The sequence below is a fragment of the Streptomyces sp. NPDC002809 genome (assembly GCF_040295435.1).
Lineage (GTDB): Bacteria > Actinomycetota > Actinomycetes > Streptomycetales > Streptomycetaceae > Streptomyces.
In genome coordinates, this window is the sequence record NZ_JBEOVJ010000032.1 from 1 (window position 1) to 25,510 (window position 25,510).

The 25,510-nt window shown below is 71.2% G+C and carries 24 protein-coding genes, 1 tRNA gene and 2 pseudogenes; 11 read left to right on the forward strand and 16 right to left on the reverse strand.

The window, feature by feature from the left end:
- The coding region (locus ABT025_RS20175; protein WP_350996139.1) for a histidine kinase at positions 1–57 on the reverse strand (57 nt) is incomplete at its 3' end.
- Between ABT025_RS20175 and ABT025_RS20180 the strand changes: the two are divergent.
- The 7 genes and pseudogenes from ABT025_RS20180 to ABT025_RS20210 form a co-directional block, all read left to right on the forward strand.
- A pseudogene (locus tag ABT025_RS20180) lies at positions 53–697 on the forward strand (UbiA prenyltransferase family protein); the annotation flags it as partial. The gene ABT025_RS20175 and the pseudogene ABT025_RS20180 overlap by 5 nt on opposite strands.
- Positions 694–1,572: a sugar phosphate isomerase/epimerase family protein gene (locus ABT025_RS20185; protein WP_350995970.1), complete on the forward strand. Its 879-nt coding sequence runs from the start codon at positions 694–696 to the stop codon at positions 1,570–1,572. The pseudogene ABT025_RS20180 and the gene ABT025_RS20185, both read left to right, overlap by 4 nt.
- A 21-nt stretch (positions 1,573–1,593) precedes the next feature.
- Positions 1,594–2,271: an EboA domain-containing protein gene (locus ABT025_RS20190; protein WP_350995973.1), complete on the forward strand. Its 678-nt coding sequence runs from the start codon at positions 1,594–1,596 to the stop codon at positions 2,269–2,271.
- Positions 2,271–3,119: a TatD family hydrolase gene (locus ABT025_RS20195; protein WP_350995975.1), complete on the forward strand. Its 849-nt coding sequence runs from the start codon at positions 2,271–2,273 to the stop codon at positions 3,117–3,119. The genes ABT025_RS20190 and ABT025_RS20195 overlap by 1 nt, the downstream gene beginning before the upstream one ends.
- Positions 3,120–3,123: 4 nt before the next feature.
- Positions 3,124–4,299 carry a metabolite traffic protein EboE gene (gene eboE, locus ABT025_RS20200; RefSeq protein ID WP_350995977.1) on the forward strand — a complete coding sequence of 392 codons (1,176 nt, stop codon included), beginning with the start codon at positions 3,124–3,126 and terminating at the stop codon, positions 4,297–4,299.
- On the forward strand, positions 4,296–5,693 hold the full coding sequence (locus ABT025_RS20205) for an alkaline phosphatase family protein (protein WP_350995980.1): 1,398 nt from the start codon (positions 4,296–4,298) through the stop codon (positions 5,691–5,693). The genes eboE and ABT025_RS20205 overlap by 4 nt, the downstream gene beginning before the upstream one ends.
- A 49-nt stretch (positions 5,694–5,742) precedes the next feature.
- A complete protein-coding gene (locus ABT025_RS20210; RefSeq protein ID WP_350995983.1) occupies positions 5,743–6,906 on the forward strand; it encodes a sugar phosphate isomerase/epimerase family protein in 1,164 nt (387 codons plus the stop codon).
- A gap of 99 nt (positions 6,907–7,005) precedes the next feature.
- On the opposite strand, the gene ABT025_RS20215 is transcribed toward ABT025_RS20210, so the two are convergent.
- On the reverse strand, positions 7,006–8,310 hold the full coding sequence (locus tag ABT025_RS20215; RefSeq protein ID WP_350995986.1) for a DUF2254 domain-containing protein: 1,305 nt from the start codon (positions 8,308–8,310) through the stop codon (positions 7,006–7,008).
- A 247-nt stretch (positions 8,311–8,557) separates the two neighbouring features.
- Between ABT025_RS20215 and ABT025_RS20220 the strand changes: the two genes are divergently transcribed.
- Both ABT025_RS20220 and ABT025_RS20225 read left to right on the forward strand, forming a co-directional pair.
- A tRNA-Leu gene (locus ABT025_RS20220) sits at positions 8,558–8,645 on the forward strand.
- Between the two features lie 199 nt (positions 8,646–8,844).
- Positions 8,845–9,198: a VOC family protein gene (locus ABT025_RS20225; protein ID WP_350995989.1), complete on the forward strand. Its 354-nt coding sequence runs from the start codon at positions 8,845–8,847 to the stop codon at positions 9,196–9,198.
- Positions 9,199–9,375: 177 nt separating this feature from the next.
- Here the strand turns inward: ABT025_RS20225 and ABT025_RS20230 are convergent, their stop codons facing one another.
- The 3 genes from ABT025_RS20230 to ABT025_RS20240 are packed head-to-tail and all read right to left on the reverse strand — an operon-like array spanning position 9,376 to position 10,787.
- Positions 9,376–9,888, reverse strand: a complete 513-nt coding sequence (locus ABT025_RS20230; protein ID WP_350995992.1) for a transposase — start codon at positions 9,886–9,888, stop codon at positions 9,376–9,378.
- Between the two features lie 11 nt (positions 9,889–9,899).
- On the reverse strand, positions 9,900–10,088 hold the full coding sequence (locus ABT025_RS20235; RefSeq protein ID WP_350996142.1) for a DoxX family protein: 189 nt from the start codon (positions 10,086–10,088) through the stop codon (positions 9,900–9,902).
- Positions 10,089–10,118: 30 nt separating this feature from the next.
- Complete coding sequence (locus tag ABT025_RS20240; protein WP_350995995.1) at positions 10,119–10,787, reverse strand: SDR family NAD(P)-dependent oxidoreductase; 669 nt, start codon at positions 10,785–10,787, stop codon at positions 10,119–10,121.
- Positions 10,788–10,929: 142 nt separating this feature from the next.
- On the opposite strand from ABT025_RS20240, the gene ABT025_RS20245 reads away from it, so the two are divergent.
- Entirely contained in the window at positions 10,930–11,316 is a 387-nt protein-coding gene (locus ABT025_RS20245) for a winged helix-turn-helix transcriptional regulator (RefSeq protein ID WP_350995998.1), read from the forward strand.
- 203 nt (positions 11,317–11,519) lie between these two features.
- Here the strand turns inward: ABT025_RS20245 and ABT025_RS20250 are convergent, their stop codons facing one another.
- The 9 genes and pseudogenes from ABT025_RS20250 to ABT025_RS20290 all read right to left on the reverse strand — a co-directional run bounded on the left by ABT025_RS20250 (position 11,520) and on the right by ABT025_RS20290 (position 21,931).
- Entirely contained in the window at positions 11,520–12,023 is a 504-nt protein-coding gene (locus ABT025_RS20250; RefSeq protein ID WP_350996000.1) for a DUF6210 family protein, read from the reverse strand.
- Between the two features lie 67 nt (positions 12,024–12,090).
- Positions 12,091–13,680, reverse strand: a complete 1,590-nt coding sequence (locus ABT025_RS20255; RefSeq protein ID WP_350996005.1) for a hypothetical protein — start codon at positions 13,678–13,680, stop codon at positions 12,091–12,093.
- Between the two features lie 183 nt (positions 13,681–13,863).
- A pseudogene (locus ABT025_RS20260) lies at positions 13,864–15,529 on the reverse strand (FAD-dependent monooxygenase).
- Between the two features lie 111 nt (positions 15,530–15,640).
- Entirely contained in the window at positions 15,641–16,657 is a 1,017-nt protein-coding gene (gene sph, locus ABT025_RS20265; RefSeq protein WP_502971989.1) for a sphingomyelin phosphodiesterase, read from the reverse strand.
- A 161-nt stretch (positions 16,658–16,818) separates the two neighbouring features.
- On the reverse strand, positions 16,819–17,814 hold the full coding sequence (locus ABT025_RS20270) for a hypothetical protein (protein ID WP_350996008.1): 996 nt from the start codon (positions 17,812–17,814) through the stop codon (positions 16,819–16,821).
- A 51-nt stretch (positions 17,815–17,865) separates the two neighbouring features.
- Positions 17,866–18,510 (reverse strand): class F sortase, encoded by a 645-nt coding sequence (locus ABT025_RS20275; RefSeq protein WP_350996010.1) that lies wholly within the window; start codon positions 18,508–18,510, stop codon positions 17,866–17,868.
- 94 nt (positions 18,511–18,604) lie between these two features.
- Complete coding sequence (locus ABT025_RS20280) at positions 18,605–18,985, reverse strand: sortase-dependent protein (protein WP_350996148.1); 381 nt, start codon at positions 18,983–18,985, stop codon at positions 18,605–18,607.
- Positions 18,986–19,110: 125 nt separating this feature from the next.
- Positions 19,111–21,129, reverse strand: coding sequence for a sensor histidine kinase (locus ABT025_RS20285; RefSeq protein WP_350996012.1), 2,019 nt, complete (start codon positions 21,127–21,129; stop codon positions 19,111–19,113).
- A 67-nt stretch (positions 21,130–21,196) separates the two neighbouring features.
- The gene (locus ABT025_RS20290) at positions 21,197–21,931 is read right to left on the reverse strand and encodes a response regulator transcription factor (protein WP_350996014.1); all 735 of its coding nucleotides are present in this window, start codon (positions 21,929–21,931) and stop codon (positions 21,197–21,199) included.
- A gap of 143 nt (positions 21,932–22,074) precedes the next feature.
- Between ABT025_RS20290 and ABT025_RS20295 the strand changes: the two genes are divergently transcribed.
- Positions 22,075–22,914: a maleylpyruvate isomerase family mycothiol-dependent enzyme gene (locus tag ABT025_RS20295; protein WP_350996016.1), complete on the forward strand. Its 840-nt coding sequence runs from the start codon at positions 22,075–22,077 to the stop codon at positions 22,912–22,914.
- Positions 22,915–22,993: 79 nt separating this feature from the next.
- On the opposite strand, the gene ABT025_RS20300 is transcribed toward ABT025_RS20295, so the two are convergent.
- Positions 22,994–23,320 carry a hypothetical protein gene (locus ABT025_RS20300; RefSeq protein WP_350996018.1) on the reverse strand — a complete coding sequence of 109 codons (327 nt, stop codon included), beginning with the start codon at positions 23,318–23,320 and terminating at the stop codon, positions 22,994–22,996.
- A gap of 102 nt (positions 23,321–23,422) precedes the next feature.
- The gene (locus ABT025_RS20305; RefSeq protein WP_350996021.1) at positions 23,423–25,234 is read right to left on the reverse strand and encodes an AAA family ATPase; all 1,812 of its coding nucleotides are present in this window, start codon (positions 25,232–25,234) and stop codon (positions 23,423–23,425) included.
- Positions 25,235–25,510 lie beyond the last annotated feature (276 nt).

Below are 25,510 nucleotides of genomic sequence, written 5' to 3' on the forward strand. Positions count from 1 at the left end.
GAGGCTGACGATGACTGCCAGATTGTGTCCGACGATGTCATGCAGCTCTCTGGCCATGCGCGCGCGGTCCGCGGTGACGGCCCGTGTCCTCGCCGCCCGGGCGGGCCGCCCGGCCCTGGGCGTGGCCACCGGTCTCGCGGCCACCGTGTGGGCGTACGACCTCCGTCTGAAGCACACCCCGGCGGGGCCGGCCGCGATGGCGGCCGCGCGCGGCCTGGACCTGCTGCTGGGAGCGACGGCGACGGGGCGGGCTCCAGCGTCCCGAGTGGCCCGAGCCGCCCTGCCCGCCGCCGCCCTGCTCGGCGCACACACCTACGCGGTCACCACCGTCTCGCGCCACGAAACCCAGGGCGGGTCCACCACCGCGCCCGTCGCCGCCCTCGCGGCCGCGGCCGGAATCGGCGGCGCCATGGTGCGCGGGCACGACTCCCGGGGCAGTGCGTGGCCCGCCCCCGCCCGCCTCCTCCTCACCGCGCTCACCGGCGCCTACCTCCGCACCGCCGCACGCCCCCTCGTGCACGCCGCGCTCAACCCGTCGCCACCCCTCACCCAACGTGCCGTGGGCAGCGGCATCCGGGCGATGATCCCACTCCAGGCGGCCCTCGCCGCACGGGCCGGAGCCGCCGGAACGGGGCTCGCCGTGATGGGCCTCGTCCCGCTCGCCCGCGCTCTCTCCCGGAAGGTGAGCCCCACATGACGCTCCGCCTCGGCTACGGCACCAACGGGCTCACCGACCTCCGCCTGGACGACGCCCTCGCGCTCCTCGCCGACCTCGGCTACGACGGTGTCGGCCTGACCCTCGACCACATGCACCTCGACCCGATGGCCCCGGACCTCGCCGCCCGCACCCGCCACGCAGCCGCCCGGCTCCAGGAGCTGGGACTCGGCGTCACCGTGGAGACCGGCGCCCGTTATGTCCTGGACCCGCGCCGCAAGCACGGCCCCTCGCTCCTCGACCCGGACCCCGAGGCCCGCGCGGCCAGGACCGCGCTGCTCGTCAGGGCCGTCGACGTAGCCGCCGAGCTCGGCGCCCACGCCGTGCACTGCTTCAGCGGCATCACACCCCCGGACACCGCCCCCGACACCGCCTGGCAGCGGCTGACCGGCGCCCTCGCACCGGTCCTCGACGCGGCCGACCGGGCCGGCGTACCGCTCGCGATCGAGCCGGAGCCCGGACACCTCCTCGCGAACCTCACCGACTTCCACCACCTGCGGGTGCTGTGCGGCGACCCGGAACCGCTCGGGCTCACCCTCGACATCGGCCACTGCCAGTGCCTGGAGCCCGCCCTGCCCGTCGACTGCGTGCGCGACGCCGCCCCCTGGCTGCGCCACGTCCAGATCGAGGACATGCGCCGCGGCGTCCACGAGCACCTCCCCTTCGGCGACGGCGAGATCGACTTCCCGCCCGTCCTCGCCGCACTCGATGCCCTCGGCGACAGCGGATACGCCGGACTCACCGTCGTCGAGCTGCCCCGCCACTCCCACGCGGGCCCCGAACTCGCCCGCACCTCCCTCGACTTCCTGAACAAGCACCGCCCGCCGAACGGAACAGACACCGCGCCGACCCACTGAGCCCGCCGAAGGGAGCACGCCATGACGCACACCCCGCCTTCCCCGCTCCTGTCCCGCAAGGAACTCGACACCTTGCTCGGCGGAGCCGCGCGCGCCTGGCTCGACGAAGCCCTCGCCGAGGCCGCCCACGCCGCCGCCCATCCGGACACCGCACCCGCGGACAGCTACGCCGTTCCACCGTGGGAGCTGCGGTACGCCGCCGCCGGCCGGCACTGCGGACCCGGCCACGCCGACTCCGTACGCGTCCTGCTGATCGTCGAGGCCGGGGCCGGGCTGCCGACCGTGACCCGGCTGTACGGACAGGGCACCGCCGCCGAACGCCGCGCCGTCCTGCTCACCCTGCCCGCACTCGGACTCGGCCCCACCGCCCTGCCGCTCGTCGAGGACGCCCTGCGCACCAACGACACCACGCTGGTCGCCGCGGCCGTCGGCCCGTACGCCGCCGCCCACCTCGATCCGCACCAATGGCGCCACGCCGTCCTCAAGTGCCTGTTCACCGGCGTCCCCGTCGAGGCCGTCGACCAACTGGCCCGGAGATCGCGCGGCGACGCGGAACTCGCCCGGATGCTGGGCGACTTCGCCGCCGAACGCATCGCAGCGGGCCGCCCCGTCCCCGCCGGCCTGCACCGCGTACTCGCGCTCACCGCCCCCGGTCCCGCCGCCCCCACGGCCCCCACGACCTCAACGGAGGAGTCCTGATGCGCATCTTCGACCCCCACATCCACATGACCTCCCGCACCACGGACGACTACCGGGCGATGTACGACGCCGGGGTCCGCGCCCTGGTCGAGCCCTCCTTCTGGCTGGGCCAGCCCCGCACCTCGCCCGCCAGCTTCTTCGACTACTTCGACGCCCTGCTCGGCTGGGAGCCCTTCCGCGCCGCCCAGTACGGCATCGCCCACCACTGCACGCTCGCCCTCAACCCCAAAGAGGCGAACGACCCCCGCTGCACCCCCGTCCTCGACGCGCTGCCCCGCTATCTTGTGAAGGACTCCGTCGTTGCCGTCGGCGAGATCGGCTACGACTCGATGACGCCGGCCGAGGACCACGCGCTGGCCACCCAGCTCCAGCTCGCCGCCGACCACGGGCTGCCCGCACTCGTCCACACCCCGCACCGCGACAAGCTCGCCGGGCTGCGCCGCACCATCGACGTCGTACGCGAGTCCCACCTCGCCCCGGAACGGGTGCTGCTCGACCACCTCAACGAGACGACCGTGAAGGAAGCCCTCGACAGCGGCTGCTGGGCCGGCTTCTCCATCTACCCCGACACCAAGATGGACGAGGACCGCATGGTCGCCGTCCTCAAGCTCCACGGCACCGACAAGGTCCTCGTCAACTCCGCGGCCGACTGGGGGAAGAGCGACCCGCTGAAGACCCGCCGGGTGGGCGACGCCATGCTCGCCGCCGGATTCGGCGAGGACGACGTCGACCAGGTGCTGTGGCGCAACCCTGTCGCCTTCTACGGCCAGAGCGGCCGCCTCCACCTCGACACCGCAGCCCCCCAGCCGCTCCACGAGGGCAACTCCATCCTCCGCGGCGGGGAGTGAGGCCATGCGCTTCCGCCACCCCGACGGCTCCGTCGTCCACCTCGCGTACTGCACCAACGTGCACCCCGCCGAGACCCTCGACGGCGTCCGCAGCCAACTGCGCGACCACTGCGAACCCGTACGCAAGCGGCTCGGCCGCGACCGCCTCGGCATCGGCCTCTGGCTCGCCAGGGACGCCGCCCGCACCCTGATCAACGACCCCTCGCAACTGCGGTCCCTGCGCGCCGAGCTCGACCGCCGCGGCCTCGAAGTCGTCACCCTCAACGGCTTCCCGTACGAAGGGTTCGGCGCCGAGGAGGTCAAGTACCGGGTCTACAAGCCCGACTGGACCGACCCCGAACGCCTCGCCCACACCACCGACCTCGCCCGGCTCCTCGCCACGCTCCTGCCCGACGATGTCACCGAGGGCACCGTCTCCACCCTCCCCCTCGCCTGGCGCACCCCGTACACGGGCGACCCCGAAGCGGCCCGCACCGCCCTCGCCGCGCTCACCACCCTCGGCGAACGCCTCGACGCACTCGCCGAACTCACGGGCAAGTCCATCCGGATCGGCCTCGAACCCGAACCCGGATGCACGGTCGAGACCACCGCCGACGCCATCGCCCCCCTCACCGCGATCGGCCACGCACGCATCGGCGTCTGCATCGACACCTGCCACCTCGCCACCTCATTCGAGGACCCGGACACCGCACTCGACGCGCTCACCGCGGCCGGCATCCCCGCCGTCAAGGCGCAGCTCTCCGCAGCCCTGCACGCCGAACACCCCCACCTCCCCGAAGTGCGCACCGCCCTCGCCGCCTTCGCCGAACCCCGCTTCCTGCACCAGACCCGGATCGCCACCGCCGCCGGACTGCGCGGTACCGACGACCTCGACGAGGCGGTCGGCGGCGAGACCCTGCCCGACAGCGCCCCGTGGCGCGCCCACTTCCACGTACCGCTGCACGCACCGCCCGCACCGCCGCTCACCTCCACGCTGCCCGTGCTCCGTGCCGTGCTGACCCGGCTGGTGGGCGGGGCACACCCGCTCACCCGGCACCTGGAGGTCGAGACGTACACCTGGCAGGCACTCCCCGCCGAGCTGCGCCCCCGCACCCGCGCCCAGCTCGCCGACGGCATCGCCGCCGAACTCACCCTCGCCCGCGACCTCCTGACCGACCTCGGCCTCAAGGAACTGCCATGACCACCGCCTGGGCGGCCGGTAAACCCACGCCCCTCCTCGTCCTCGACGTCGTCGGACTCACCCCGCGCCTCCTCGACCACATGCCCCACCTCAAGGCCCTGGGACAGTCCGGCACCCACGCCCCGCTCGGCACCGTGCTCCCCGCCGTCACCTGCGCCGCCCAGTCCACCTTCCTCACCGGCACCACCCCGGCCGAGCACGGCATCGTCGCCAACGGCTGGTACTTCCGCGAACTCGGCGACGTCCTCCTGTGGCGCCAGCACAACGGACTCGTCGAGGGCGACAAGCTCTGGGACGCCGCCCGCCGGACGCACCCCGGCTACACCGTCGCCAACATCTGCTGGTGGTACGCCATGGGCGCCGACACCGACTACACCGTCACCCCGCGCCCCGTCTACTACGCCGACGGCCGCAAGGAACCCGACTGCTACACCCGCCCGGCCGCCCTCCACGACGAACTCACCGACAAGCTCGGCACCTTCCCCCTCTTCCACTTCTGGGGACCCGGTGCCGATCTCGTCTCCTCTCAGTGGATCATCGACGCGACCCGGCACATCCTCGACACCCGCCACCCCGACCTGGCCCTGTGCTACCTCCCGCACCTCGACTACGACCTCCAGCGCCACGGCCCCGACGACCCGCGCGCCTTCAAGGCCGCAGCCGACCTCGACCGGGCCGTCGCCCCGCTCCTGGACGACGCCCGACGCGAGGGCCGCACCGTCGTCGCCCTCTCCGAGTACGGCATCACCCGCGTCGACCGGCCCGTCGACATCAACCGGGCGCTGCGCCGCGCCGGACTTCTGGAGGTCCACACCCAGGACGGCATGGAGTACCTGGACCCGATGGCCTCCCGCGCCTTCGCAGTCGCCGACCACCAGATCGCGCACATCTACGTACGCCGCCCCGAGGACCTCGAAGCGGCCCGCGCCGCCCTGGCGGACCTCCCGGGCATCGAGCAGCTGCTCGACGACGAGGGCAAGAAGGCGCAGGGCCTCGACCACCCCCGCTCGGGCGAGCTGGTCGCCGTCGCCGACCCGGATGCCTGGTTCACGTACTACTACTGGCTCGACGACGACCGCGCGCCCGACTTCGCCCAGCTCGTCGAGATCCACCGCAAACCCGGCTACGACCCCGTCGAGCTCTTCATGGACCCGCAGGACCCGTACGTACGGGTCAAAGCGGTCACGGCCGTAGCCCGCAAGAAGCTCGGCATGCGCTACCGCATGGCGGTCGTGCCGCTCGACCCGTCACCCATCCGCGGCAGCCACGGCCGCCTTCCCCTGAGCGACGAAGAAGGTCCGCTCATCCTCTGCTCCACCCCCCACGCGTTCACCGGACCCGTCCGGGCCACCGAAGTGAAGTCCCTGCTCCTCACGCTGGCCGGTCTCGCATGAGACCGGTCCGTTCACAGCGCTGCGAGCATCTTCGAGAAGGAGAGAGACCGTGACCGTGTACAACGACGCATCCGGAACGGACGGCGCCCTGCGCCGCAGCCTCGGCATCAACCGCCGCCGCTTCCTCAGCACCTGCACCGCCGTCGGGGCGGCGGCGATCGCCGCGCCCGTCTTCGGCGCACCGCCGGCCTTCGCCCAGCCCGCCTCCGGTCCCGGGCACGACCACGGACACGGACACGGCCAGGCACTGGTCCCCCCGCACAAGCGAGGGATCATCCTGTACACCGTGCGCGATGCCACGGGCCGGGACCCGCTCAGCACGACCCTTCCCTCGGGCTTCCGCGCGGTCTTCAAGGAGCTGGCCCGCTACGGCTACAAGCAGGTCGAGTTCGCCGGGTACGGCCAGCACGCCAACGCACCGGGCGGAAACAACCTGGAGTCGGTGGAAGGCGCGAAGCTGCTGCGTTCCTGGCTGGACGACTACGGACTGCGCGCCCAGGGCAACCACGGCTTCATCCCGGGGTCCTGGCCCCTGAGCCAGAGCGACCTCGACCAGTTCAAGCGGCACCTGGAAATAGCCAACATCCTCGGCATGGACCACATGGGCACCGGTGGCGACCCCACCGGCAGCGCCTACCGCGCCGACTGGGACGTGGCCGCCGACAAGTGGAACGCGCTGGGGCAGATCGCCCACCGCGCGGGGATCAAGCTGTACACGCACAACCACGACGCGGCCTACGGCTTCCTGCTCGACGGCGGTCCGCTGGACGCCCAGGGGCGGCCCACCCGCAGCTCGGGCATCCGCAAGCTCGAGTACTTCCTCAAGGTCACCGACCCGAAGACCGTATGGCTGGAGATGGACGTCTACTGGGCGCACGTCGCCCAGTACAAGTTCCACACCTACACCGCCCTCGACGGGTCGGTGCGGGAGAACATCTTCGACCCCGCGGCCGTGGTCCGCCGCCACAACAGGCGCTACCCGCTGTTCCATGCCAAGGACGGCATCATCAACACCGCCGGCGGCGACGGCTACGACATGGTCCCCTTCGGCACCGGGGTCATCGACTACCGGACCTTCTTCCGGCGCGTCGGGGAGGCGAACTACCGCAACCCGATGGTCGAGCAGGACACCGCACCGAGCTCGACGGACCTCGCGCAGTCCCTGAAGCAGGCGCGGATCAGCTACGAGGGCATGGCGGCCTTGCGCAAGTAGAACCACCGGGCGGCCCGCCCACTCCCGATGAGGTACGGAGGGGGCGCGCCGCACCCGGCTGACGGGGGGCGAGCCGCACCGAGCCCCGCCCCTTCCTCCTCAGCCGATCCCCTGCCGGTCGGGCAGCAGGGCGAACTCCCGCTCGGCGGCATCCGGCACCGTGCGCTCCACCGCCTGCACCAGCAGTGCACGGTGCCGGAGCAGCGGCCCCTGCCTCTCCGGCCCGGCCAGTGCCACCAGGTCATCGATCCCGGCCAGCAGCCGCCGGGTGACCTGCGGGCTGCCCGTCGCGCACCGGCGGATCTCCTCGAACCCGAGATCCACGAGGTCCGCCCACTCCGGCACATCCTGGACGAGGCGCACCGCCCCCTTGCGGTCCCGATGGTGGACGACACCGAGGGGGAGCGTCGCCACAGCCGCGAGGAACTGGACGATCCGGTCGAGGCACTGCACGGCGGTGGTCGGATCGTTCACCGCCGACGACAGGGCCCGCAGAGCGATGTCAGACAGCTGTCGCAGCCCGAACGCCAGATCCTGATGAAGGGTGCGCTCGACCCCGACGGACACCGTGTACCGCAAGGCGTGCCGGGCCGGCGCGGCCCCGCCGTGCACCGCCAGCACCGCGGTACCCGGCACGACGAAGTCCCCGAGCCGCGGGATGAGCCGGAGCACCACGCCTTGCTTCCGCGCGACCCGGACCAGCCGCGCCACGTTCACGTCCCGCAGCACACCGGCGCGTCCCTCGTGCGGGATCTGCCCGCTCTCCGCGGGAAGCACCCCGTCCCGCGCCCCGCCGACGGGCATCCGCCGCAGCACATGGAACGAGTCCCGCGCGATCCGGTCGACTACGGGGCCGACCTGCATCAGGCGCAGTGTGGAGCTCACGTACGCGATGAAGAGCAGCAGACTGAGCCCGACGAGCACGGCGGTCACGATGCTCTGCAGAAAGGGGACGGACACGACGCGGCGCGGATCGACCGTGCTCTCGTACGAGCTCAGGACCAGCAGCGAGAACACGAACGTCGCCAGGAAGACGGAGAGCGTGAGCTTGCTGATCCGGCTCCGTACGAAGATCCGCACCACGCGGGGCGTGAGCTGCCCGCTCGCCATCTGCACGGCCACCAGCGAGATGCTGAAGACCACACCGATGAAGGTCATCATCGCCGAGCTGATCGTGACGACGATCGTCTTCGTGTCCTCGGCGATCGAGACCAGGTCCTTGATCTCGTCGTACGCCTGCTCGTCCTTGAGGTAGGCCACGATCTGCTCGTCGAGCGCCGAGGCGACGAGCCAGAGCACGACGGCGCAGATCAGCGTCAGGGTCGGGGCGAACCAGAAGGTCTCGCGCAGATGCTCGCGCAGGGGTGACAGCGCGCGGGGTGGCCGGTAGCCGCGATCACTCATGCCCGCGAACGTAACCCGGCCCGCCCACGCACCGGTGGACGCCGACACCGATCCTCCGTACGCACTGTGTGTAAGTGATGCGCGACGGTCCGTACCTGACCGCTCGGTGTGGGGCTCGCCCCCGTCCCGCCGATGCCCGCGCACCGCACTGACCAGGGCGATGACCACCGGATATGCAGGTGAGAGCCACCCCAAACCCCTGGTATTGTTTTCTTTGTCGCCGCGGGAAACCGGGGCCGACCACCTGGTCCGGGTGGCGGAATGGCAGACGCGCTAGCTTGAGGTGCTAGTGCCCTTTATCGGGCGTGGGGGTTCAAGTCCCCCCTCGGACACCAGCTGAGACCCCACTTCACGTGGGGTCTCTTGCGTTCCAGGGCTGCGGCGTGACCAGCCCGTCTGCACACTCCGCGGTGACGGTTCCGCTCACACGCAGCAGCCGGAACAGGCCGGAACCGGCCCCCGACTCCAACCCCTTCCGCATGCTCCTCCGAACGACCCAGAAGCAGCCGACCGACCCCGTTTATGCTCACGCCCATGGCAATCGAATGGGAACAGATCATCGTCGACTCCACCGACCCCGTCGCCCTCGGGCGCTGGTGGGCCGAGGCTCTCGGTTGGGTAGTGGTCGACGAATCCGAGGAGATCATCGAGATCCGGCCTGAGCCGGACCGGATGCCGGGGCTGCTCTTCGTGCCTGTCCCCGAGAGCAAGACCTCGAAGAACCGGCTCCACCCCGACTTCCGACCCGACGACCAGGAGGCCGAGGTCGCCCGGCTGATCTCCCTCGGTGCCCGGCGCGCCGACACCGTGCAGGACGAGCAGCACTGGGTGACCCTCCTCGACCCGGAGGGCAACGAATTCTGTGTCCTGGGTGATCGGAAGAGCTGAGCGGAGACGGGCAGCTGCTGCTCGCCGACCCGGCCGGCCGGCGCTCCGACCGTGGTGCGTGCATGGCTCCGGCTGGTGCGTTGACGGCGCCGGCTCGACCCGGCTACCTCACTACACGGGACATGACCTTCTTTGCGTGGTCGGCGGCTGAAGCCCTGAGACCGGTCCACGCTTCCTTCACGCCGCTTCACTTCTGGTTACGTCCGCACAGGGGAAGCCCCTGCCGGCCACGGGGGCGACAGTCAAGGGCACGTGCCCGACCGTTCGAGAACCCCGCCGACCGCTCCTTCGTCCGCAAGCGGTCTGCCGGTGGAGGCCGAGCGCCCCGTGCCGGCAGGCGTGCTTTCCGTGGCGTGCCCACGCCGTCTTCCGCGATCCGAACTCGGTCGGCAGATCTCGCCAGGGGATGCAGGTGCGGTATCGGTAGACAATCGCATCGATGACGCGCCGGTGATCGGACCACGGGCGTCCCCACTTGCCGGCGCTGCTGGGCGACAACGGAGCGATACGTTCCCACTGGGCGTCGGTCAGGGCGTGATGGCGGCCGCTCACAGCAAGGCTCCCGAGACTCGGACAGGTGCGGCGAGGGCCACGGGCGGGCAGTCCTCTCTCACTGGACTGCCCGTCCACTGTTGTCTCGTGCTGGGCTGGTTCGTGGTGGCGCCGGGCACCCCGGCAAGGTACGGCCACCGATCGGGCGGTCAGTAGCTGTGGGGGCCGAAGCGTCCCCAGGCCACGAACACCGCGCTGGCCAACAGCACGAGGTTGACCACGACCGCTGAGGATTCCCTGCGGCGGACATGGGTGCCGATGGCCAGAGCCATGATCACGGCCAGGCCGACCGCTGCGGTCGGTGTGAGAACCGGTGCAGTCCCCGTCCACGCCGGCAGGGCAGGACGGAACGGCCCGGGCGTGCCGGGTCAGACGGTGAAGATCTTCTCGGCCTGGTCGCGCTCGACGTGCAGGTCCCAGTACAGCGGAGAGATCCGACTCGCGGAGGCGCTGGGTGTGCCTTGCGGAGCGCGGTCTCCGATCCACGCTCCGATGGCCACGTGCGCGGCCTGAATGCCCACGGGCTCAAGTTCCTTGTGCAAGTTCAGGACCCACGAACGCAGGGCCGCACCGGCGGTGTTGATGTCACCGAGCATCGGTGTGGGATCCACCGATCCGGCCCCGGTGGTGAACAGCAGCGTCCCCGTTCCGGCCCGCCGCATCGCAGGCAGCACCGCACCGGTGGCCGCGATCGCACCGTGGACCAGGTACCGCATCTGCAGGTCCACGTCCGCGGCAGTGACCTCGGTGGGCGTGAGGAACTTCGGCTCGGGTCCGCCCGGGGAGTATTCGAGCACGTCGATTCCCCCGAAATGCCGTGATGCGGCATCGAGGGCGCCGGTCAGCGACTCGGTGTCCAGGACATCGGCCGCGAACCCCCTGGCCGTGATGCCTTCGGCGGCAAGGGCCGCGGCGTGGGCGTCGAGGTTGGCCTGGTTGCGGGAAAGCAGCGCCACGTCGAAGCCGCGGGAACCGAACGTGCGGGCAATAGCCAGACCCATACCGGGTCCGGCGCCGACGACAGCGATGGTAGACACGAAGAGAGCTCCTACGACTGGGCCGGCCGCTCGGGAAAGGATGAGAGCCGGCGGTTATCAATGGTTCCTTGGTAACTTTGGATAACCGTCATGGGATGGTCAAGAAGGCACTTTGAGGTGCCGTGGTTCTCTGGAGGTAACCGTGCAGGCCAACGACGGCGTCGACCCGATCTGCGGACAGGGCGGAGCCCGGGCCCGAGAGGTGCTGGACCTGGTCTCGGACAAGTGGTCGCTCTACGTCGTGGCCGCTCTGGGACAAGGCCCGCTGCGGTTCAGCCAGGCCCGGCGAGTCGTTGCCGGGATCAGCCAGCGCATGCTCACCGTGACCCTGCGCCGACTCGTACGTGACGGCCTGGTCTCACGCACAGTGGCCCCCACGGTGCCGCCGCAGGTCACCTACTCACTGACCGAGACCGGGCACAGCCTGCGTCTGGCCGTCCAGCCGCTGATCGAGTGGGCTTTCGCCACCGTCGACAACATCAACACCGCTCGCTCAGCCTACGACGCCCAGGTCGAAGATCGAGAATGACCACGACTCCGAGGACTGTCGGGAATCAACGGACACGGCCTAAGGGCTGTCCCGTAGTCCCTGGCGGGCGCACCACGACAGCTACGGCACCTCGCCGCGCTGTCGGAGCGTCCGAATACCTCCAGTATGCGGACGCTCCTCCGCCTTGCGATGCACCGCATCCGACGCCGCGCGCTGGTCCACCACGGATGACGGGACAGCCCTCAGTCGGAGTTCTGCCAGGCGAGGAACCCCGGCCCGTCCGGCGACAGCACGGGGACCCAGGCTTCGTCGATCTGGGTGAGGCGGGACTCGTCCAGGGCCAGCGGGGCGGCCCATGTCGCGTCCCGGTTCGCCGAGCCGTAGACGTGGAGGGCGGCGACCTCCTCCCGTAGCCGGTCGAGCAGATTCCGCGGCCAGTCGAGCCGCCGCGACCCGCAGCCCTGGAGCTCGCCGACGAACAAGTCGTTCAGGCCGTCGTCCAGACCGGTCCCGTAGAGGGGGAGCAGGTAGCCCTCCTGTTCGTACTGGATGCAGCCGGTCCCTCCGCCCTGGTTCTCGTAGATGACGCCCGTCGGTGCGGCCACCACCACGAACATCCAGCCGTTGCCGGTCTCGGCCATGTCGAAGAAGACACGCCTCTTGCCGTCGGCCGCGTCGGCCGCGTCGGGTGCGTCGGACTTGGCGGTCCGGTCGTTCTTGTCTGTCACGCCGTTCGCGTTGGTCATGGGCGGCAGGGTCGCACGGCCCGGACGTCCGCCGCATGCGAGATTCCTGCGCGGCAGTGCCTCCCGGTCAGGCCGAGGACAGCTGTTCCGCTATCTCTTTGACCCAAGCGGCGCTCTTGGCCGGGTCGTTGAGGGAAGCGGCCCACTCGTCCTGGGTCTGCCGGTGGTTGGCGGGGCCTGCCTTGAGAGCGACGAGAAGAGCTCTGGCCGAGTCCCGCATTTCGGCTGTCGTGTCGCCGCTCCCCTTGATTTCCGCGCCCGCCGCCAAGCCGTAGATCTTGCGCGCCATGGCCTGGCGTTCACCGTTCTCCACCTTCTTCCAGAACTTCAGGGCCTCCTTCAGCGCATCCTGGCGGGAGGCGGGCTCCGCCGGGGTCTCCTCCGCTGCCCAGCGTTCGGGATGGCGGGCTCCGTCGTAGCGCTTCATTCCCGCGCGACCGGCCTTGTAGGCGGTGACGCCGAGGATCAGGCCGGCCGCCCCCGCTGCGAGGCCCCAGCCGACCGGGTTGCTCGCCAGCCCGGCTCCTCCCGCTGTGGCGGCGACCGCCGTCACGATGCCGCCCGCGGCCTTGGTGGACTCACCGACGGCGGTGAGCGCCTGCTTGCCCATCTTGTTGCGCTGCTTGCCGAGTGCGTACGTGTGCACCGTGTTCATCGTGTTCACGTCTTCGGCGCGCCGGACGTCCCCGGCGGCGTCACGGGCGTCCCCCATCGCTGCCCAGGCCGCGTCGATGGCCTCGGAAACGCGCTCCAGCCGGTCCTCGCCCTCGTGGTCCCAGTGGGCATCCAGCGCGACGTACGCCTCGGCGGCGGCCCATTCGGCTTCCTGCCGCGCCTGGTTCAGCCGGACCAGCGCTCCCTCCTCGGTGCGGTCCGGCACGCCGAGCCCTTTCAGAGCGCGGTACTTGCGGGCCGTCAGGCCGAAGCGGCCGGCCGCACGGGCGCCCTTCACCGCGCCGACAACGCTGGAGCCGATACCGCTCGCCTCGGACGCCGCCATGGCGTTCGCCGCCTTCTGGGCCTTCGTCAGCTCCTTGGCGATGCCGAGGGCGTAGTTTCCCGCGCCGGCGGCGCTGACGACCGCGTCCGCCGTCTTCGAGTTGGCCTTCTTGTCGGCTCCGTGGAACGCGGCCCCGCTCTTGTGCTTCGCGGCGTCCTTCTTGGCTTTGGCCGCCTCCATGCCGCTGAGCAGGGCGCCGGCGGTCTCCGTGACGAGGTTCTCCGACGCGGCGGCGCTCCCCGAGACGCCGGCGGAGTGCTTGAGGGCGTCGTCGGCCGTGGCGGAGGCCTGTTGAGAGAAGCCCGCGTTGGCGGGGACGTGGACGCCCTTGACGAAGGTGTCGATGAACTCGAGATTCTTCTTCAGCTTGTCGAGCACCGCGGCGATCCGGTCGCGATAGCTCTTCGGCCCGGTGGACGCGTCGCTGTTCTCCGGTCCCTTCCCTTTCCCCTTCTCCTTTCCCTTCGCCGTGTCCTTGGCGCGCTGCACCGCCGCGGTCGCGGCCCGGTTGCCGACGCCGGACTGGATCTCGAAGAGGGTGCGCTCCACCGAGTTGCCGGACGGACTCCCGGCCCGGCTCCGGTCCCGTCCCTGCCGGGTCGGCGTCGGGGCAGTCACGGACTGCCGAGCTGGGGTGCGGTGGACCGGGGTGCTCATGGACGTACCTCTCCTGTACCTGGCCGGGCGAGTGGAGAGTAGCCAGGCACGGCTAACAGGAGGGGAACGGAGGGCAGATCCTTCACGATGGCGCAGAACGCGTTCGGCCGGGCCGTGCGGCGTGACAGTTCATCCGCTGGGCGGAGTCAGCGAGCGTGAACGCAGCGCGGACTCACTGCGGACTCAGCGTGTTTGACGTACTGAACGGCGTGTTGAACGCCGGTGCGTTCCGGCGGCAGGTCCGGACAGTGCCGCGAAGTAGCCTGACACGGCCTTCGCGGTGCCGGAGAGCGGGAAGCGTGCGCCGAGCCGGCCGTCCGGGCGTACGAGGAAGCCGGTCGGGCCTTCGGGGCGGTAGAGCCGTGCGAACTCACCGGCGGCATCGCGGTACGCAGGTGCGTCCGGCGGGGAGTCCCGGCCGACGACGGTGACCGTGTGCAACTCGCCTGCCGCGCCCGCCTCGCCTGCCCAGCCCCCTTCGACCGGATCGGCGTCGGCGCTCTTCTGCGCGTACAGCAACAGGACATGTCCAGTGAGTCCGCGCAGAAGAGCGCCGACGCAGGGGATAGGTGGCCACCGGTGCGGTCAGGCCCGCGCAGTCCGGTGCCCGGTCGCCCGGCTGGGGCGCGTCGTCCGGCCCGTACGGGGCGCCGGAGAGGGGACCGTCGCGGTACTCCACGAGCAACTGGGCCTCGCGGAGCATCAGGGTCTCCATGTCGTCGGCGTCGTTCTCGATGCCCTTCGTGGCGTGCCGGACGGTCCGGCCGACGACCTCCTCGCCGACCGGGCGGCGTTCGGCGTCGTAGCTGGTGAGCAGGGCGGGACCGGATTCTCCGTGGACGACGAGGGCGAGTTTCCAGGCCAGGTTGCAGGCGTCCTGGATGCCGGTGTTCATGCCCTGGGCTCCGGTGGGCGGGTGGATGTGGGCGGCATCGCCCGCGACGAAGACCCGGCCGTCGCCGTACCGGTCGACGATCCGGTGACTGATGCGGAAGACGGAGGCCCAGCGCATGCCGGACAGGGTCGCCGGCCTGGGCGCCAGCCGGTCGACGACGGCCTGGATGTCGGAGAGCTCCGGAACACGTCCCCCTTCCAACCCGTGCGCCACCTCGGCCCCGTCGGCCGGCCCGGCTGACAGTGCGGGTGGCACCAGCATGGACATCCGGTAGCGCCCGGCGCCGGGGAGCGGGATGCAGACCAGCAGGTCGTCGGTGGAGCCGTCGTCGACGGTGTGACTCGCGCGCACCCCGTAGCCGTACGGCAGGTCCCAGTCGGCCACGACGTCGGCCAGCATGTACTCCTCGGCGAAGGCTCCTCCCTCGAACGAGAGCCCGAGCCCCTTGCGTACGGTGCTGTGCGCGCCGTCGCAGCCGATCAGGAACCGGGCGCGGACCTCCTCGGGGCCGGAGTCACCGTCGAGCCGCGCCGTGACCCCGTCCGCGTCCTGGGCGAACGACAGCAGCTCGGTGCCACGCTCGACGTGCGTGTCCAGGCCCGCCACGTACTCCTCGAGGATGCGCTCGGTCTCGTACTGCGGAAGCGCGGCGAAGCCGTAGGGCACCTCGGGCGGCAGTGCCAGATCGATCCGTGCCACCTCACTGCCGTTGACGTGGATCAGCTGGCCGCGCATCGGGACGGCGGCCTCCAGCACGGTGCGCACCAGGCCCATCCGGTCCCAGATCTCCAGGGTGCGCGGCTGGATGCCGACGGCCTTGGCATACGGGAGACGGGCCGGCAGCCGCTCGACGACGCGGCACGACACGCCGCGACGGCGAAGCTCGGCGGCAGCGCTCAGCCCGACCGGACCGGCGCCCGCGATGAGTACGTCAGTGGTGTGGTTGCCTGCCACGGATGCCTCCCGCGCCTTGCCCCCCGGCCGGTCCCTCCTCCATGGTCGCCCGATGCGGTACGGGCGGCGAGCCGGGAAGGACCGGGTGCGGGGCCGGAGCCGTCCGCCGGGCTACTGCGCGGCTGCGACGACCGGGTAGTGGTCGGAGAGGTTCGTGTACGTGTAGTCCGTGCCCCAGCTGGACACGGTCCAGGGCGCGCTGTCCTCCTTGACCACCTCGTTCGTCCACCCTGACGGCTTCGCGTGGCCCGCACGGTGCAGCACGTGGTCGAGGTCCTCGCGCGGGTCGTCGGGGTAGCGGTCGGCGGCGATCGAGTTGTCCTGCGTGTCGAAGGAGTACGGGTGGCCGGTACGGGCGTCCGCCCCGGTCAGCCCGGCGTTCGCCAGCAGCGACGCGTACTCGGGGGAGTGGGAGTCGACGTTGAGGTCGCCGGCCACGATCACCTGCTCGGACGCCGGGATGTTCTTCGCGTCGAGGAACGCGTCGATCTGCCGGAACTGCCGTCCCCGGATCTCCGCCGCCTCGCCCGCACCGCAGCCCGGATCGGTGGACTGGGTGTGGGTGCCGACGATGTGCACCCGGGCGCCGTTCACGCTCAGTTGGGCATAGGCGAAGCCCTTGTTGGACCACCAGTCGCTGCCGCAGGCGTCCTTGTAGATGTGCTGTTCCTGCCGGACTATCGGCCACTTGCTGAGGACGGTGACGCCGCCGTCCTCGGGTGTCGTGGCGGAGTACGACCCGCTGGTGGCGTCCCACCCGCTCCTGCTCCGGCCGACCACCGGGGTGTGGAACGGGTACTGGGCCGATGCGTTGGCCGTCAGGGCGTCCGACGACGCGTTGTCGAAGGCCTCCTGGAGCACGACGACGTCGTTGCCACGGAAGAAGGCGGTCTTCGGTATCTCCGCCGCGCGGTGGGCCTGGCCCCAGTTCGGGTAGAGGTTCGTGCTCATCAGGAACGTGTTGTACGTGAGCACCCGCAGGGACGGAGTGCCGGCGGCCGCCGACGCGTGCGGGGCGCCGACGGTCAGGGTGACGGCGGCGAGCGCGGCGGACAGGGTCACACCGGAGATACGGCGAAGCGCGGACAGGGTCACACCGGAGATACGGCGAAGCGCGGAGTGGGGCACCTGGACTCCTGATTCTGCTGCTGCAGTTGGGGGTGGTGAGGTCCTGGCCCTATGAAAGCAGGGGGAGTTACCCGTGGGTAGACGGCGGGTGCCGGGAGTCCTTCCAGCCGCGGTCCATCAGGTGCCCGCGGTCGTCCTTCCGGTTCGTCCCCGGCCCGGACCTACTGCATCACCTGCAGATGCGGATGGTCGAACGACTCCGGACACACGTACACCTGCATCGTGTAGCCGCGGCCGATCGAGACCATGGTGGGTTGATGGGAGAGCGGATACAGCGGGCGTTCCTCCTCGGCAGGCTCCTCCTGCGGGCACCAGCTGCCCGTGCCGCCGTCCCACTCGCTGCTGTCCACCGTGAGCAACGGACGCATCCCGCTGCCGCACTCCTCGCAGCTCATCGGCCAGGGATCGTTGAAGCTCCAGTTCCCCCACCCGCCCAGCTTCCAGCCAGGGGCCACGGCGAGGTCGTACTGATAGTCGTACGGCCTGCCCTCCTCCCAGATGCGGATCCGCTCACGGAGGTCGTCCGCCAGCTCGTGCGGGGCGGGGTACTCGGTGACCGGTTCGGGGCTGAGGAGACAGGGTTCGGGCAGCGCCTCGCCCTCACTGATCACGGTCGCCGGTACAACGCCCGCCGTCGCGCCGACGGAATCGGCCGTGCGCCAGCGCAACCGAACGCCCGGCATGCAGTCGGCGCCGTGCTCGAAGGAACACCAGAGCACCTGGAGCAGGTCGGTGCCCGGCGGGCGGGGCAACGACGGTACGTCCCTGGCGTACACCTGGAGCACCGGAAGCAGCGGAACGGGGCCGTCGACAGACAGACGCACGCCGCTGTACCCGAGACCGCTGACGAAGGCGCGCTCGTCGGGAGTGAGGAAGTCGGTCCCGGGTGTCCGGGGCCGGGACCAGCCTTCGGTCAGGATGCGGCGCACCTTCCGCAGGTCCTCCTGCCGGTAGCCGACGAGCCAGGGCCCGGTGTGCTCGGAGCAGACGGGCCACGGCTCGTCCACGGGCCACAGCAGCGGGCCTCCGACGGAGCTGTCGGCAGGCGTCGGCGCGCCAGGCCGTGGATGCAGACGGACGGCGGTGCGGGCGAGCGGCGCCAACTCCGGGAAGTGGGCGGCGATGTCGACGGGGCGGGGCGGAGTCGTACGGGACATGGGCCGAACGCTAGCGTCCGCCTCTGACAACGTCCGCGCCCCCGGCTTCCGTCACCGCCTCGTCGCGTACACGATGAGGTTGTCGACGGGGTGCCCCTGGGCGTCGAACGCGCCGTCGCAGGTGATCAGGCGCAGCGCCCGGTCCTTGGTGGGTCCGTAGACCCGGGCGGTCGGGAACGCCGTCTTGTTCGCTGTTTCGCGGCCGGTGACCTTGAAGTGGAGCTCGGTGCCCCGCTCGTCCCGGACGGTGATGTCCGCACCCTTGGCGATCTTCTTGAGGTCGTGGAAGACGGCCTTGCCGAGGTGGGTGTCGTTGTGGCCGATCAGCACGGCGGGCCCCGGCTCGCCGGGCATCGAGCCGCCGGTGTACCAACCGACGGTCATGCCCTTCTCGGCGGGCGGGACTTCGACCGTTCCGTCGGTGTTGAGACCCAGGTGCATGATGTCGCTGTCCACCCCGAGGGAGGGGATGGAGACGTGTACCGGTGGCTGGGCGGAGTCCTTCGCCGGAGGTGTGTCCGCGGCTTCGGCATCAGGAGTGCCGACCGTGGTGGGGGCCTGCGCCGCTGAGGCCGGGGACTTCGACGGCGATGAGCCGGAGCAGCCCGTCAGTGCGGGAAGCGCGGTCAGGGCGAGGCAGGCGTACACCGGCAGCGCGGTGCGAATGCGCCAAAGGGACGAGGTCGTACGGGACATGAGAGCGAGCTCCTGTGACGTTCGGGCGACGACGGCAGAGGCGCCGCCCCGGTGAAGGACGGCGCCACTGCGGGCTGTTCGGTTTGCGGGTGGGTCAGCCGTTGCGGCGGCGGCGCAGAACGACCGTTCCGGCGCCGCCGACCAGCAGGGCGGCCACGGCGGAACCCATGACCGTGGCGGTGTTGTCGCCCGATGCGCCGGCCAGTTGCTCACCGGCCGCGACACCGCCCCGAGGCATGACCGACGGGGTGGCGGTGCGCCTCGGGCGGTGGCCCGTGCCACCACGCGGCACCTCGGACGGGGTGGCGGTGGAGGGTGTCCGGGTGACGACGGGGGAGGGCTCGGTACGCGGCGAAGCGGGAGCGGCTGTGGGCCTGGGCGAGGAGTCGGCGAACGCCGAGGTGGCGGGTACGCAGACCGCGCCGACCGCGACAGCGGTGAGGACGGCGGTACGCAGAGACGTACGCAGGGGCATAAACATGGCTCCGTTCCAGTTCGGCCTCGACGGCACCGCGGTGCGGGGGCGCACTGCGGCGCGAGGCATGCCGACAGGCTGGCGCGAAGTTGTGAAGAAGCTGTCAGGACGCTGTGGTCATCGCATCAGGGCTGCTCGGAACGGTCCGGGGGACTGTCCGAAGGTGCTGCCGGAGCGCCGTTCGCGGGGTCGTCCCCGGGACGGTCGGCCGGAAGGCGCAGGGTGAACACCGAGCCCTCGCCCGGCACGCTCACCGCCGTGGCCGTCCCGCCGTGGGCCTCCGAGAGCTTCCGTACGATTGCCAGCCCGAGCCCGCTGCCTCCCGTGCGACGGCTGCGGGACTTCTCGGCGCGCCAGAAGCGGTCGAAGACGTGGGCGAGGTCGGCGGCCGGGATGCCTGTGCCCGTGTCCGCGACGTCCACCAGGACCGCGTCCCCCGACTCGGAGCCGTACGCGCGCAGGGTGACCGTCCCGCCGGTCGGGGTGTGGCGGACGGCGTTCGACACCAGATTGCCGATGGCCTGGCGGAGCCGGACCGGATCGGCCTTCAGCGCCGGCACGGGACGGGCCGGTTGCGGTGGCGACACCGTCAGGGTCACCCCGGCGGTCTCGGCGCGGGCCTGGTGTGCGGCGGCGACCTGGCTCAGCAACTCCTCGATCCGTACCGGTTCGGCATGCAGCCGCAGGGCGCCCGCATCGGCCTGGGACAGGTCCTGGAGGTCGTCGATGATGTGCTGCAACTGCACGGCCTCCTCGTGCAGGGACGCGATGAACGCCGGGTCCGGATCGGCCAGTCCGTCCTGCGCGGCCTCCAGCCAGCCGCGGATGTTGCTGAGCGGGGTGCGCAGCTCATGGGCGACGTCGCTGACCATGGCCTTGCGCTGGGCCTCCAGTCGTGCGCGGTGGGCGGACATGTCGTTGAACGTGGCGGCGAGCCGCCCGATCTCGTTGTCCGCCGTGACCAGAACCGGTGCGGAGTCCTCGCCGTCCCGCATCCGCTGGGCGGCCCCCGTCAGAGCGCGCAGCGGGCGGACGAGCCGGGCGCCCACGAGCACCGACGCGCCGACGGTGAGGGCCAGGACGAGAGCAGCCGCGCCGGCGATCCGGGCGGTGTTCGCCGGGGAGAGGTCGAAACCGGGGACGGTGGTACCGCCGGTGTCGCTGATGAACAGCAGGGCGGGCGAGGCGACGTACGAGCTGAGCTGTTCGCGACGTGCCGTACCCACGCAGGAGGCGATGGCCCGGTCGTCCTCGCTGGTGCCGACGGCCGATGAGGGGGCGGGGCGCGGCATGACGCTGGGCGTCTGGGTCGGAGCGGCGCGCGCCGCGGCCTCCGGTTCGATGCCGGGTGCGGTGCGGGGCGCCTCGGTCGGCGGCATGGTGGCTACGGCTATGGGGACGGGTTCCGTGGTCCGTCCCCAGGACAGATCGAGTCTCAGGACCACGCCGCTGCGGTCCTGCCGCTTCAGGCAGGCGTCGGTCAGCTGGTTGAGCGCCTTCAGGGCCTTTCGCTCCGTGGCCGTCGGGGTGTCGAGGACGGCGGTGGTGCAGCGGGTTCCCTGGAGCCGGGCGGGGGCGTTGCCCACCACCTGGATCGCCGGGCGCCCGCTCTCGGTCAGGACGACGTCCGAGGCGATCCCGGACTCGCTGAGACAGGCCACGCCCCGGTCCGCGATCTGCCGCAACGCCGTACGTTCCGCGGCCGGCAGCCGGAACGGCCCGACCGCCCGCGGATCGACGCGGTCCGCCGGGGTGCCGGACGGGCCCGCGTTCTCCGCCGCCAGCGCGGTGTCCACCGACAGCGGGTCCACGATCGCCGACGCCTGGTCCGGCAGCGCGGCGGCCGTCTCCGGTGCGGCCGAGTCGGCGAGCGGCGCGCGCTGTTCTGTGGTCAGCGCGATCCGGCGGCCGGACTGCTCGGCCAGATCGCGCACTGTCTTCCCGACGCCGTCCCAGGTGGGATGAGCCGCCGCGTAGCCGAGCAGGCTGTGGTAGATCCGGGCGTCGGCGGTGAGGTTCTGCCCCTGCTCCTTAAGGATCGCGCCGGAGGTCGTCTGGACGGCGAGCCACGCTGTGGCCGCGACCGAACACGCCGCCACCAGAGCCGAAACGGCCAACAACCGGGCGAAAAGGCTCTTGCGCAACGGCAGCCGTGTCCGCGACGCCGCCGACGGCGACGTGCTGCGTGTACGGCCCCGAGGGCGCCCTTCGTTACGACGAGGCACGTGCCGCGGCCTTCGCCGGGTCGGTCAGCTTGTAGCCGACGCCGAAGACGGTGAGCAGCCGGGCGGGCCGGCGTGGTGCGGGCTCGATCTTCTTGCGCAGGTTCATCACGTGCACGTCGACCGTGCGGTCGCTGATGTACCGGTCGAAGCCGTGCAGTTCCGCGAGCAGTTGCTGCCGGGAGAAGACCCGCTCGGGCTCGGCCGCCAAGGCGGCGAGGATCCTGAACTCACCCGGGGTGCACTCCACCGCCCCGCCGTCGACCGACACCACGTGCCGGGTGGGATCTACCACCAGCGTCCCCACCGTCAGGACGGCCGCATCCACCGGTGCTGCCTCGGCGGCGCTCGCGGCGCGGCGGTTGCGGCGCAGGAGCGTACGCACCCGGGCCATCAGTTCGCGCGGGCTGTACGGCTTGGTCACGTAGTCGTCCGCACCGAGGTCGAGGCCGAGCAGCAGATCGTCCTCCGTGGTGCGGGCCGTCAGCATCAGCACCGGCAACTCGCGGTGCTCGGCACGCAGCACACGTACCACGTCCAGACCGTCGGCCCGGGGCATCATCACGTCGAGGACCAGCAGGTCCGGCTCCCGGTGCCGGACCGCGTCGAGGGCCGCGAGGCCGTCGCCGACGACGGTGACGGCGTGTCCCTCCCGTTCGAGGTAGCGGCGGAGGAGCTCCGCCTGTTTCTCGTCGTCCTCGGCGATGATCACGTTTGCGCACACGTGCTCGATCGTAGAGGGGTTCGAACGGAGCGCGTCGGCCTCTTGCCGGGAGGGCGCGTGAGCTGCTCTTCTGTACCCGCAGGTAACAGGCGCGGGCGACGGGCTCGGGCGGCAGGCACGGCGTTCACGGGAGCGGCAGCACAATGGGCTCAACGGCAGGTCAGGGGCAGGCGTTCCGGGACAAGCTGCCTGAAAGCCTGCCCGAGGGGCTGGCCGAGGCGATACGCGCGACGGCCGAGGAGATCGCGGAGCTGGTGCGCGCCGCCCCCGACACCGGCGCTCCCGTGCCGGGGCTGACGTGGACGGTGGGGGAGGTGGCCGCGCACCTGGCGCAGGCCAACGCTCTGATGGCCCACGTGGCTGCCGGGCGCCCGCAAGTTCACGGCGACGGCACCCCGCAGGGCATCGCCGCAGCCAACGAGGAGGCCCTCGCGGCATTCGGGGAGCGCGCCGCCGAGCCCCTGGCCGCGTTGATCGTTTCGCAGGCCGCCGCCTGTCTGGACGCGGTGGCCGGACATCCGGCGGACGAGACGCTGATGACGCCGATGGGCCCGATGAGCCGCGTGGTCCTCGGCTCGTACCTCCTGACACACATGCTGGGCCACGGCTACGACCTGGCCCGCGCACTGAAGCGCCCGCACATGGTCGACCCCGCACGGGTCCGTCTGGCGCTCCCCTTCATGATCCTGGCCATGCCCCGGGTGACCGACGCCGCCGCCACGGAAGGGCTGAACGCCCGCTACGCGGTGCGCCTGTGGGGCGGCGGCCGCTTCGGTGTGACGTTCACCGACGGCGCGGCGGAGGTGGGCGACGAACTGCCGGACCGCCCGGACTGCACGATCTCCATCGAGCCGGTCACGTTCCTGCTGATGGCGCTCGGCCGCAGCTCGCCGGTGGGTGCCATGGCCCGGGGACGCGTCTTCGCGTGGGGCCGCAAGCCGTGGATGGGGCCGCGGTTCCCGGCGTACTTCAAGGCGCCCTGAGGCGGGGCGGACGAGGGGGTGGCGTCGCTCACCCGCCGTTCCCGCCCCCGCCCGCACTTCTCTTCCGCTCGGGCGAACGTCACGGCTGTGAACCCTGACGGTGCATGGGTGGCCGATCGAGTATCTCGATGTACATGATCCGGCCGTCCACGATGTCCAGGATCAGCATGCCTTCCACGGGCAGGAGAGGCACGCACCGATGGCCCGGGCCGTACGGCTGCCCCGGCGGATGATCTGCCGTCCGGATGCTCTGGCAAAAGTCATCGCCGCAGCCGCACTCGTCAACCAGACGCAGATCCCACGTGCAGATAGCCAGCTCGCGTTCCCCTTCATCTTCCAGGAGGGCAGTCAGCTCGACGATGAGATCTGGGAAGACGTCGCGAATGAGGGGGTGGTCCTGCTCCATGGCCAGAGGGTAGCCGGGGCGGCCGGCCGGGCGCCACGACGAGGGTGCTCAGGCACAGCCGGCAAGATCGCGGTCTACAGCTGGAGTACTAGGCGGCGTGGGTCACCCGCCGTTCCCGCCCTCGCCCGCGCTTGCGGGCTCGTGGGACTCCATCAGCTCGTCGTGTGCCGCGACCACGTCCCCGGCGAGCACGGTCACCATTTCCTCCCGGCTCGGTGTGCTGCCGGCGTGCGCCGAGTACAGCCGCAGGTCCCGTTGCGCGGAAGCCTTCTGGCAGAGCTCGCGCGCGAATCGGGCATTTCCCACGGTGTCGGCCCTGCCGCCGTCCACGATCGCCGCGCAGAGCGAAGAGAGGACATCGACGGCGCCCGCATCGGGCTCGTCGCCCTGGGTGGCCAGCACGGACCGGGCGATGAGGACCAGTTCCTCGGCGGAGTACGAAGGGAAGTCCACCCGCGTGTTGAAGCGGGAGACCAGACCGGGGTTGGCCGACAGCAGTTCGGTCATCTCGGAACGGTATCCGGCGAGTACGACGACGAGCCGGTCCCGGTCGTCCTCCGCCCGCTTCAGGAGCACCTGCAGGGCCTCCTTGCCGAAGGCGTCTCCGCCGCTGATCCCGGCGTTGGACAGCGCGTACGCCTCGTCGATGAACAGCACTCCGTTCAGCGCCGAGTCGATGACCGCACTGGTCTTGATGGCCGTTGAGCCGAGGTGCTGCCCGACGAGATCGACACGCTGGGCCTCGACGACGTGGCCCGAACTCAGCAGCCCGAGACCGGCGAAGACCTTGCCGATGATGCGGGCCACGGTCGTCTTCCCGGTGCCGGGCGGCCCCGCGAAGACGAAGTGCCGGGGCCGCGCACCGCTGGGCAGGCCTTGCTCCTGCCGCAGCGCCGACATACGCAACTGGGCAATGAGAGTGAGCACTTGGCGCTTTACCGGTTCGAGGCCGATCATGCTCTCCAGTGACTGCTGGGCCTCGGCGAGCAGTCGGGCCCGCGCGTCGGAGGACAGTCCGCCGGAATCGGGCTCTGCGCCTCCGGTGCCGCCCCGGGGAGGCTGGGCTCCGGCCGGAGCCGGCACCGTGGCAGGCGGCGTCTCGGGCCGCGCCGGCCTCGGCGGGACCAGATCCGCCGCGACCGGGGCGGGAGCGGAGGCGGGTGCCGGCCGTGCCTGAGCGCGAACATCGACATCGAAGAGCCCCGGCGCGCACCGGAAGGCGTACTGGTACCGCTTCAACGCCTCCTCCTGCCGCCCCAGTTCCTCCAGCGAACGCCCCATGAAGTACTTGGTCTCGGCATCGAAGCGGCTGCCCGTCTCCAGCTTCCGGGGCAACGGCGTCAGGACGTTCAGTGCCTCGTGGTAGACGCCCTGCGCGAAGAGCGCCGCACCGACGTACAACTGAGCCTCGTCGTAGAGGAACGCGTCACCGATGCCGGTCGCGAACCTCAGGACGAGGGCCCAGTCCTCCTTGACGAACGCGTAACGCGTACAGACGAACCGGGTCTCGTCGCAGTCGAGTTGCGCGGTCGAGAGCCCGGCCCACGCCTCGTCGACCCGCTTCTTGTCCAGCAGTGAGGACATCGCCGCCAGCCACAGGTCGCGCGCGTTCTCCAGGCGGAAGGTGACGTAGTGGCCGATCTGGAACGTGGACCGCAGCGGCAGCCCGAACTTCGTCCGCAGCGCGCCGAAGGTCCCGGAGCACCGCAGCATGGCGTCCAGCGCCTCCTGCTGTCGCTGACCGGTCGCGTGCAGCCCCAGCCACGCGTCGGCGGCGGAGGGATCGTGGGTCGCGGCAAGCGCGAACTGTGCGCCGGCGCCCGCGGTGTCCCCGCGCTGCATCAGCGCCATCGCCTGGCTCCACGCCTGCTCGGCCTTCCTGACCGAACCACGGCTCGCGGCTGGACCCTGCACGTACTCTCCCCTCGACGGGCGCGCAGCCCGCGCCGGCGGCCGGCCGGGCCCGCCGTGATGACCTGGAGCGCTGATCGGATGGACGGGTCCACCCCGATCACCTGGAACGCTGGTCAGGATAACCAACCTTCACCAGCCACGCGCTGACGTGTGTGAGCAGGGCGTGAGCAGGGCGTGCGCCGTGCGTGCACCGCGCGTTCGGCATCCGGGATGCCGCCCGACGAGGTGGATTGTCGATAGATTGCTGTCGCACGGTGGCAGCGGCGGTGCCGGGGA

Bases quoted from the DNA above. Each gene is read 5' to 3' on its own strand.
- ABT025_RS20195 (WP_350995975.1), top strand. From the start codon at position 2,271: ATGCGCATCTTCGACCCCCACATCCACATGACCTCCCGCACCACGGAC.
- ABT025_RS20250 (WP_350996000.1), bottom strand. From the start codon at position 12,023: ATGACCAACGCGAACGGCGTGACAGACAAGAACGACCGGACCGCCAAG.
- ABT025_RS20295 (WP_350996016.1), top strand. From the start codon at position 22,075: ATGGGCTCAACGGCAGGTCAGGGGCAGGCGTTCCGGGACAAGCTGCCT.
- ABT025_RS20270 (WP_350996008.1), bottom strand. From the start codon at position 17,814: ATGTCCCGTACGACTCCGCCCCGCCCCGTCGACATCGCCGCCCACTTC.
- ABT025_RS20280 (WP_350996148.1), bottom strand. From the start codon at position 18,985: ATGCCCCTGCGTACGTCTCTGCGTACCGCCGTCCTCACCGCTGTCGCG.
- eboE (WP_350995977.1), top strand. From the start codon at position 3,124: ATGCGCTTCCGCCACCCCGACGGCTCCGTCGTCCACCTCGCGTACTGC.
- ABT025_RS20185 (WP_350995970.1), top strand. From the start codon at position 694: ATGACGCTCCGCCTCGGCTACGGCACCAACGGGCTCACCGACCTCCGC.
- ABT025_RS20255 (WP_350996005.1), bottom strand. From the start codon at position 13,680: ATGAGCACCCCGGTCCACCGCACCCCAGCTCGGCAGTCCGTGACTGCC.
- ABT025_RS20225 (WP_350995989.1), top strand. From the start codon at position 8,845: ATGGCAATCGAATGGGAACAGATCATCGTCGACTCCACCGACCCCGTC.
- ABT025_RS20190 (WP_350995973.1), top strand. From the start codon at position 1,594: ATGACGCACACCCCGCCTTCCCCGCTCCTGTCCCGCAAGGAACTCGAC.
- ABT025_RS20300 (WP_350996018.1), bottom strand. From the start codon at position 23,320: ATGGAGCAGGACCACCCCCTCATTCGCGACGTCTTCCCAGATCTCATC.
- ABT025_RS20205 (WP_350995980.1), top strand. From the start codon at position 4,296: ATGACCACCGCCTGGGCGGCCGGTAAACCCACGCCCCTCCTCGTCCTC.
- ABT025_RS20275 (WP_350996010.1), bottom strand. From the start codon at position 18,510: ATGTCCCGTACGACCTCGTCCCTTTGGCGCATTCGCACCGCGCTGCCG.
- ABT025_RS20215 (WP_350995986.1), bottom strand. From the start codon at position 8,310: ATGAGTGATCGCGGCTACCGGCCACCCCGCGCGCTGTCACCCCTGCGC.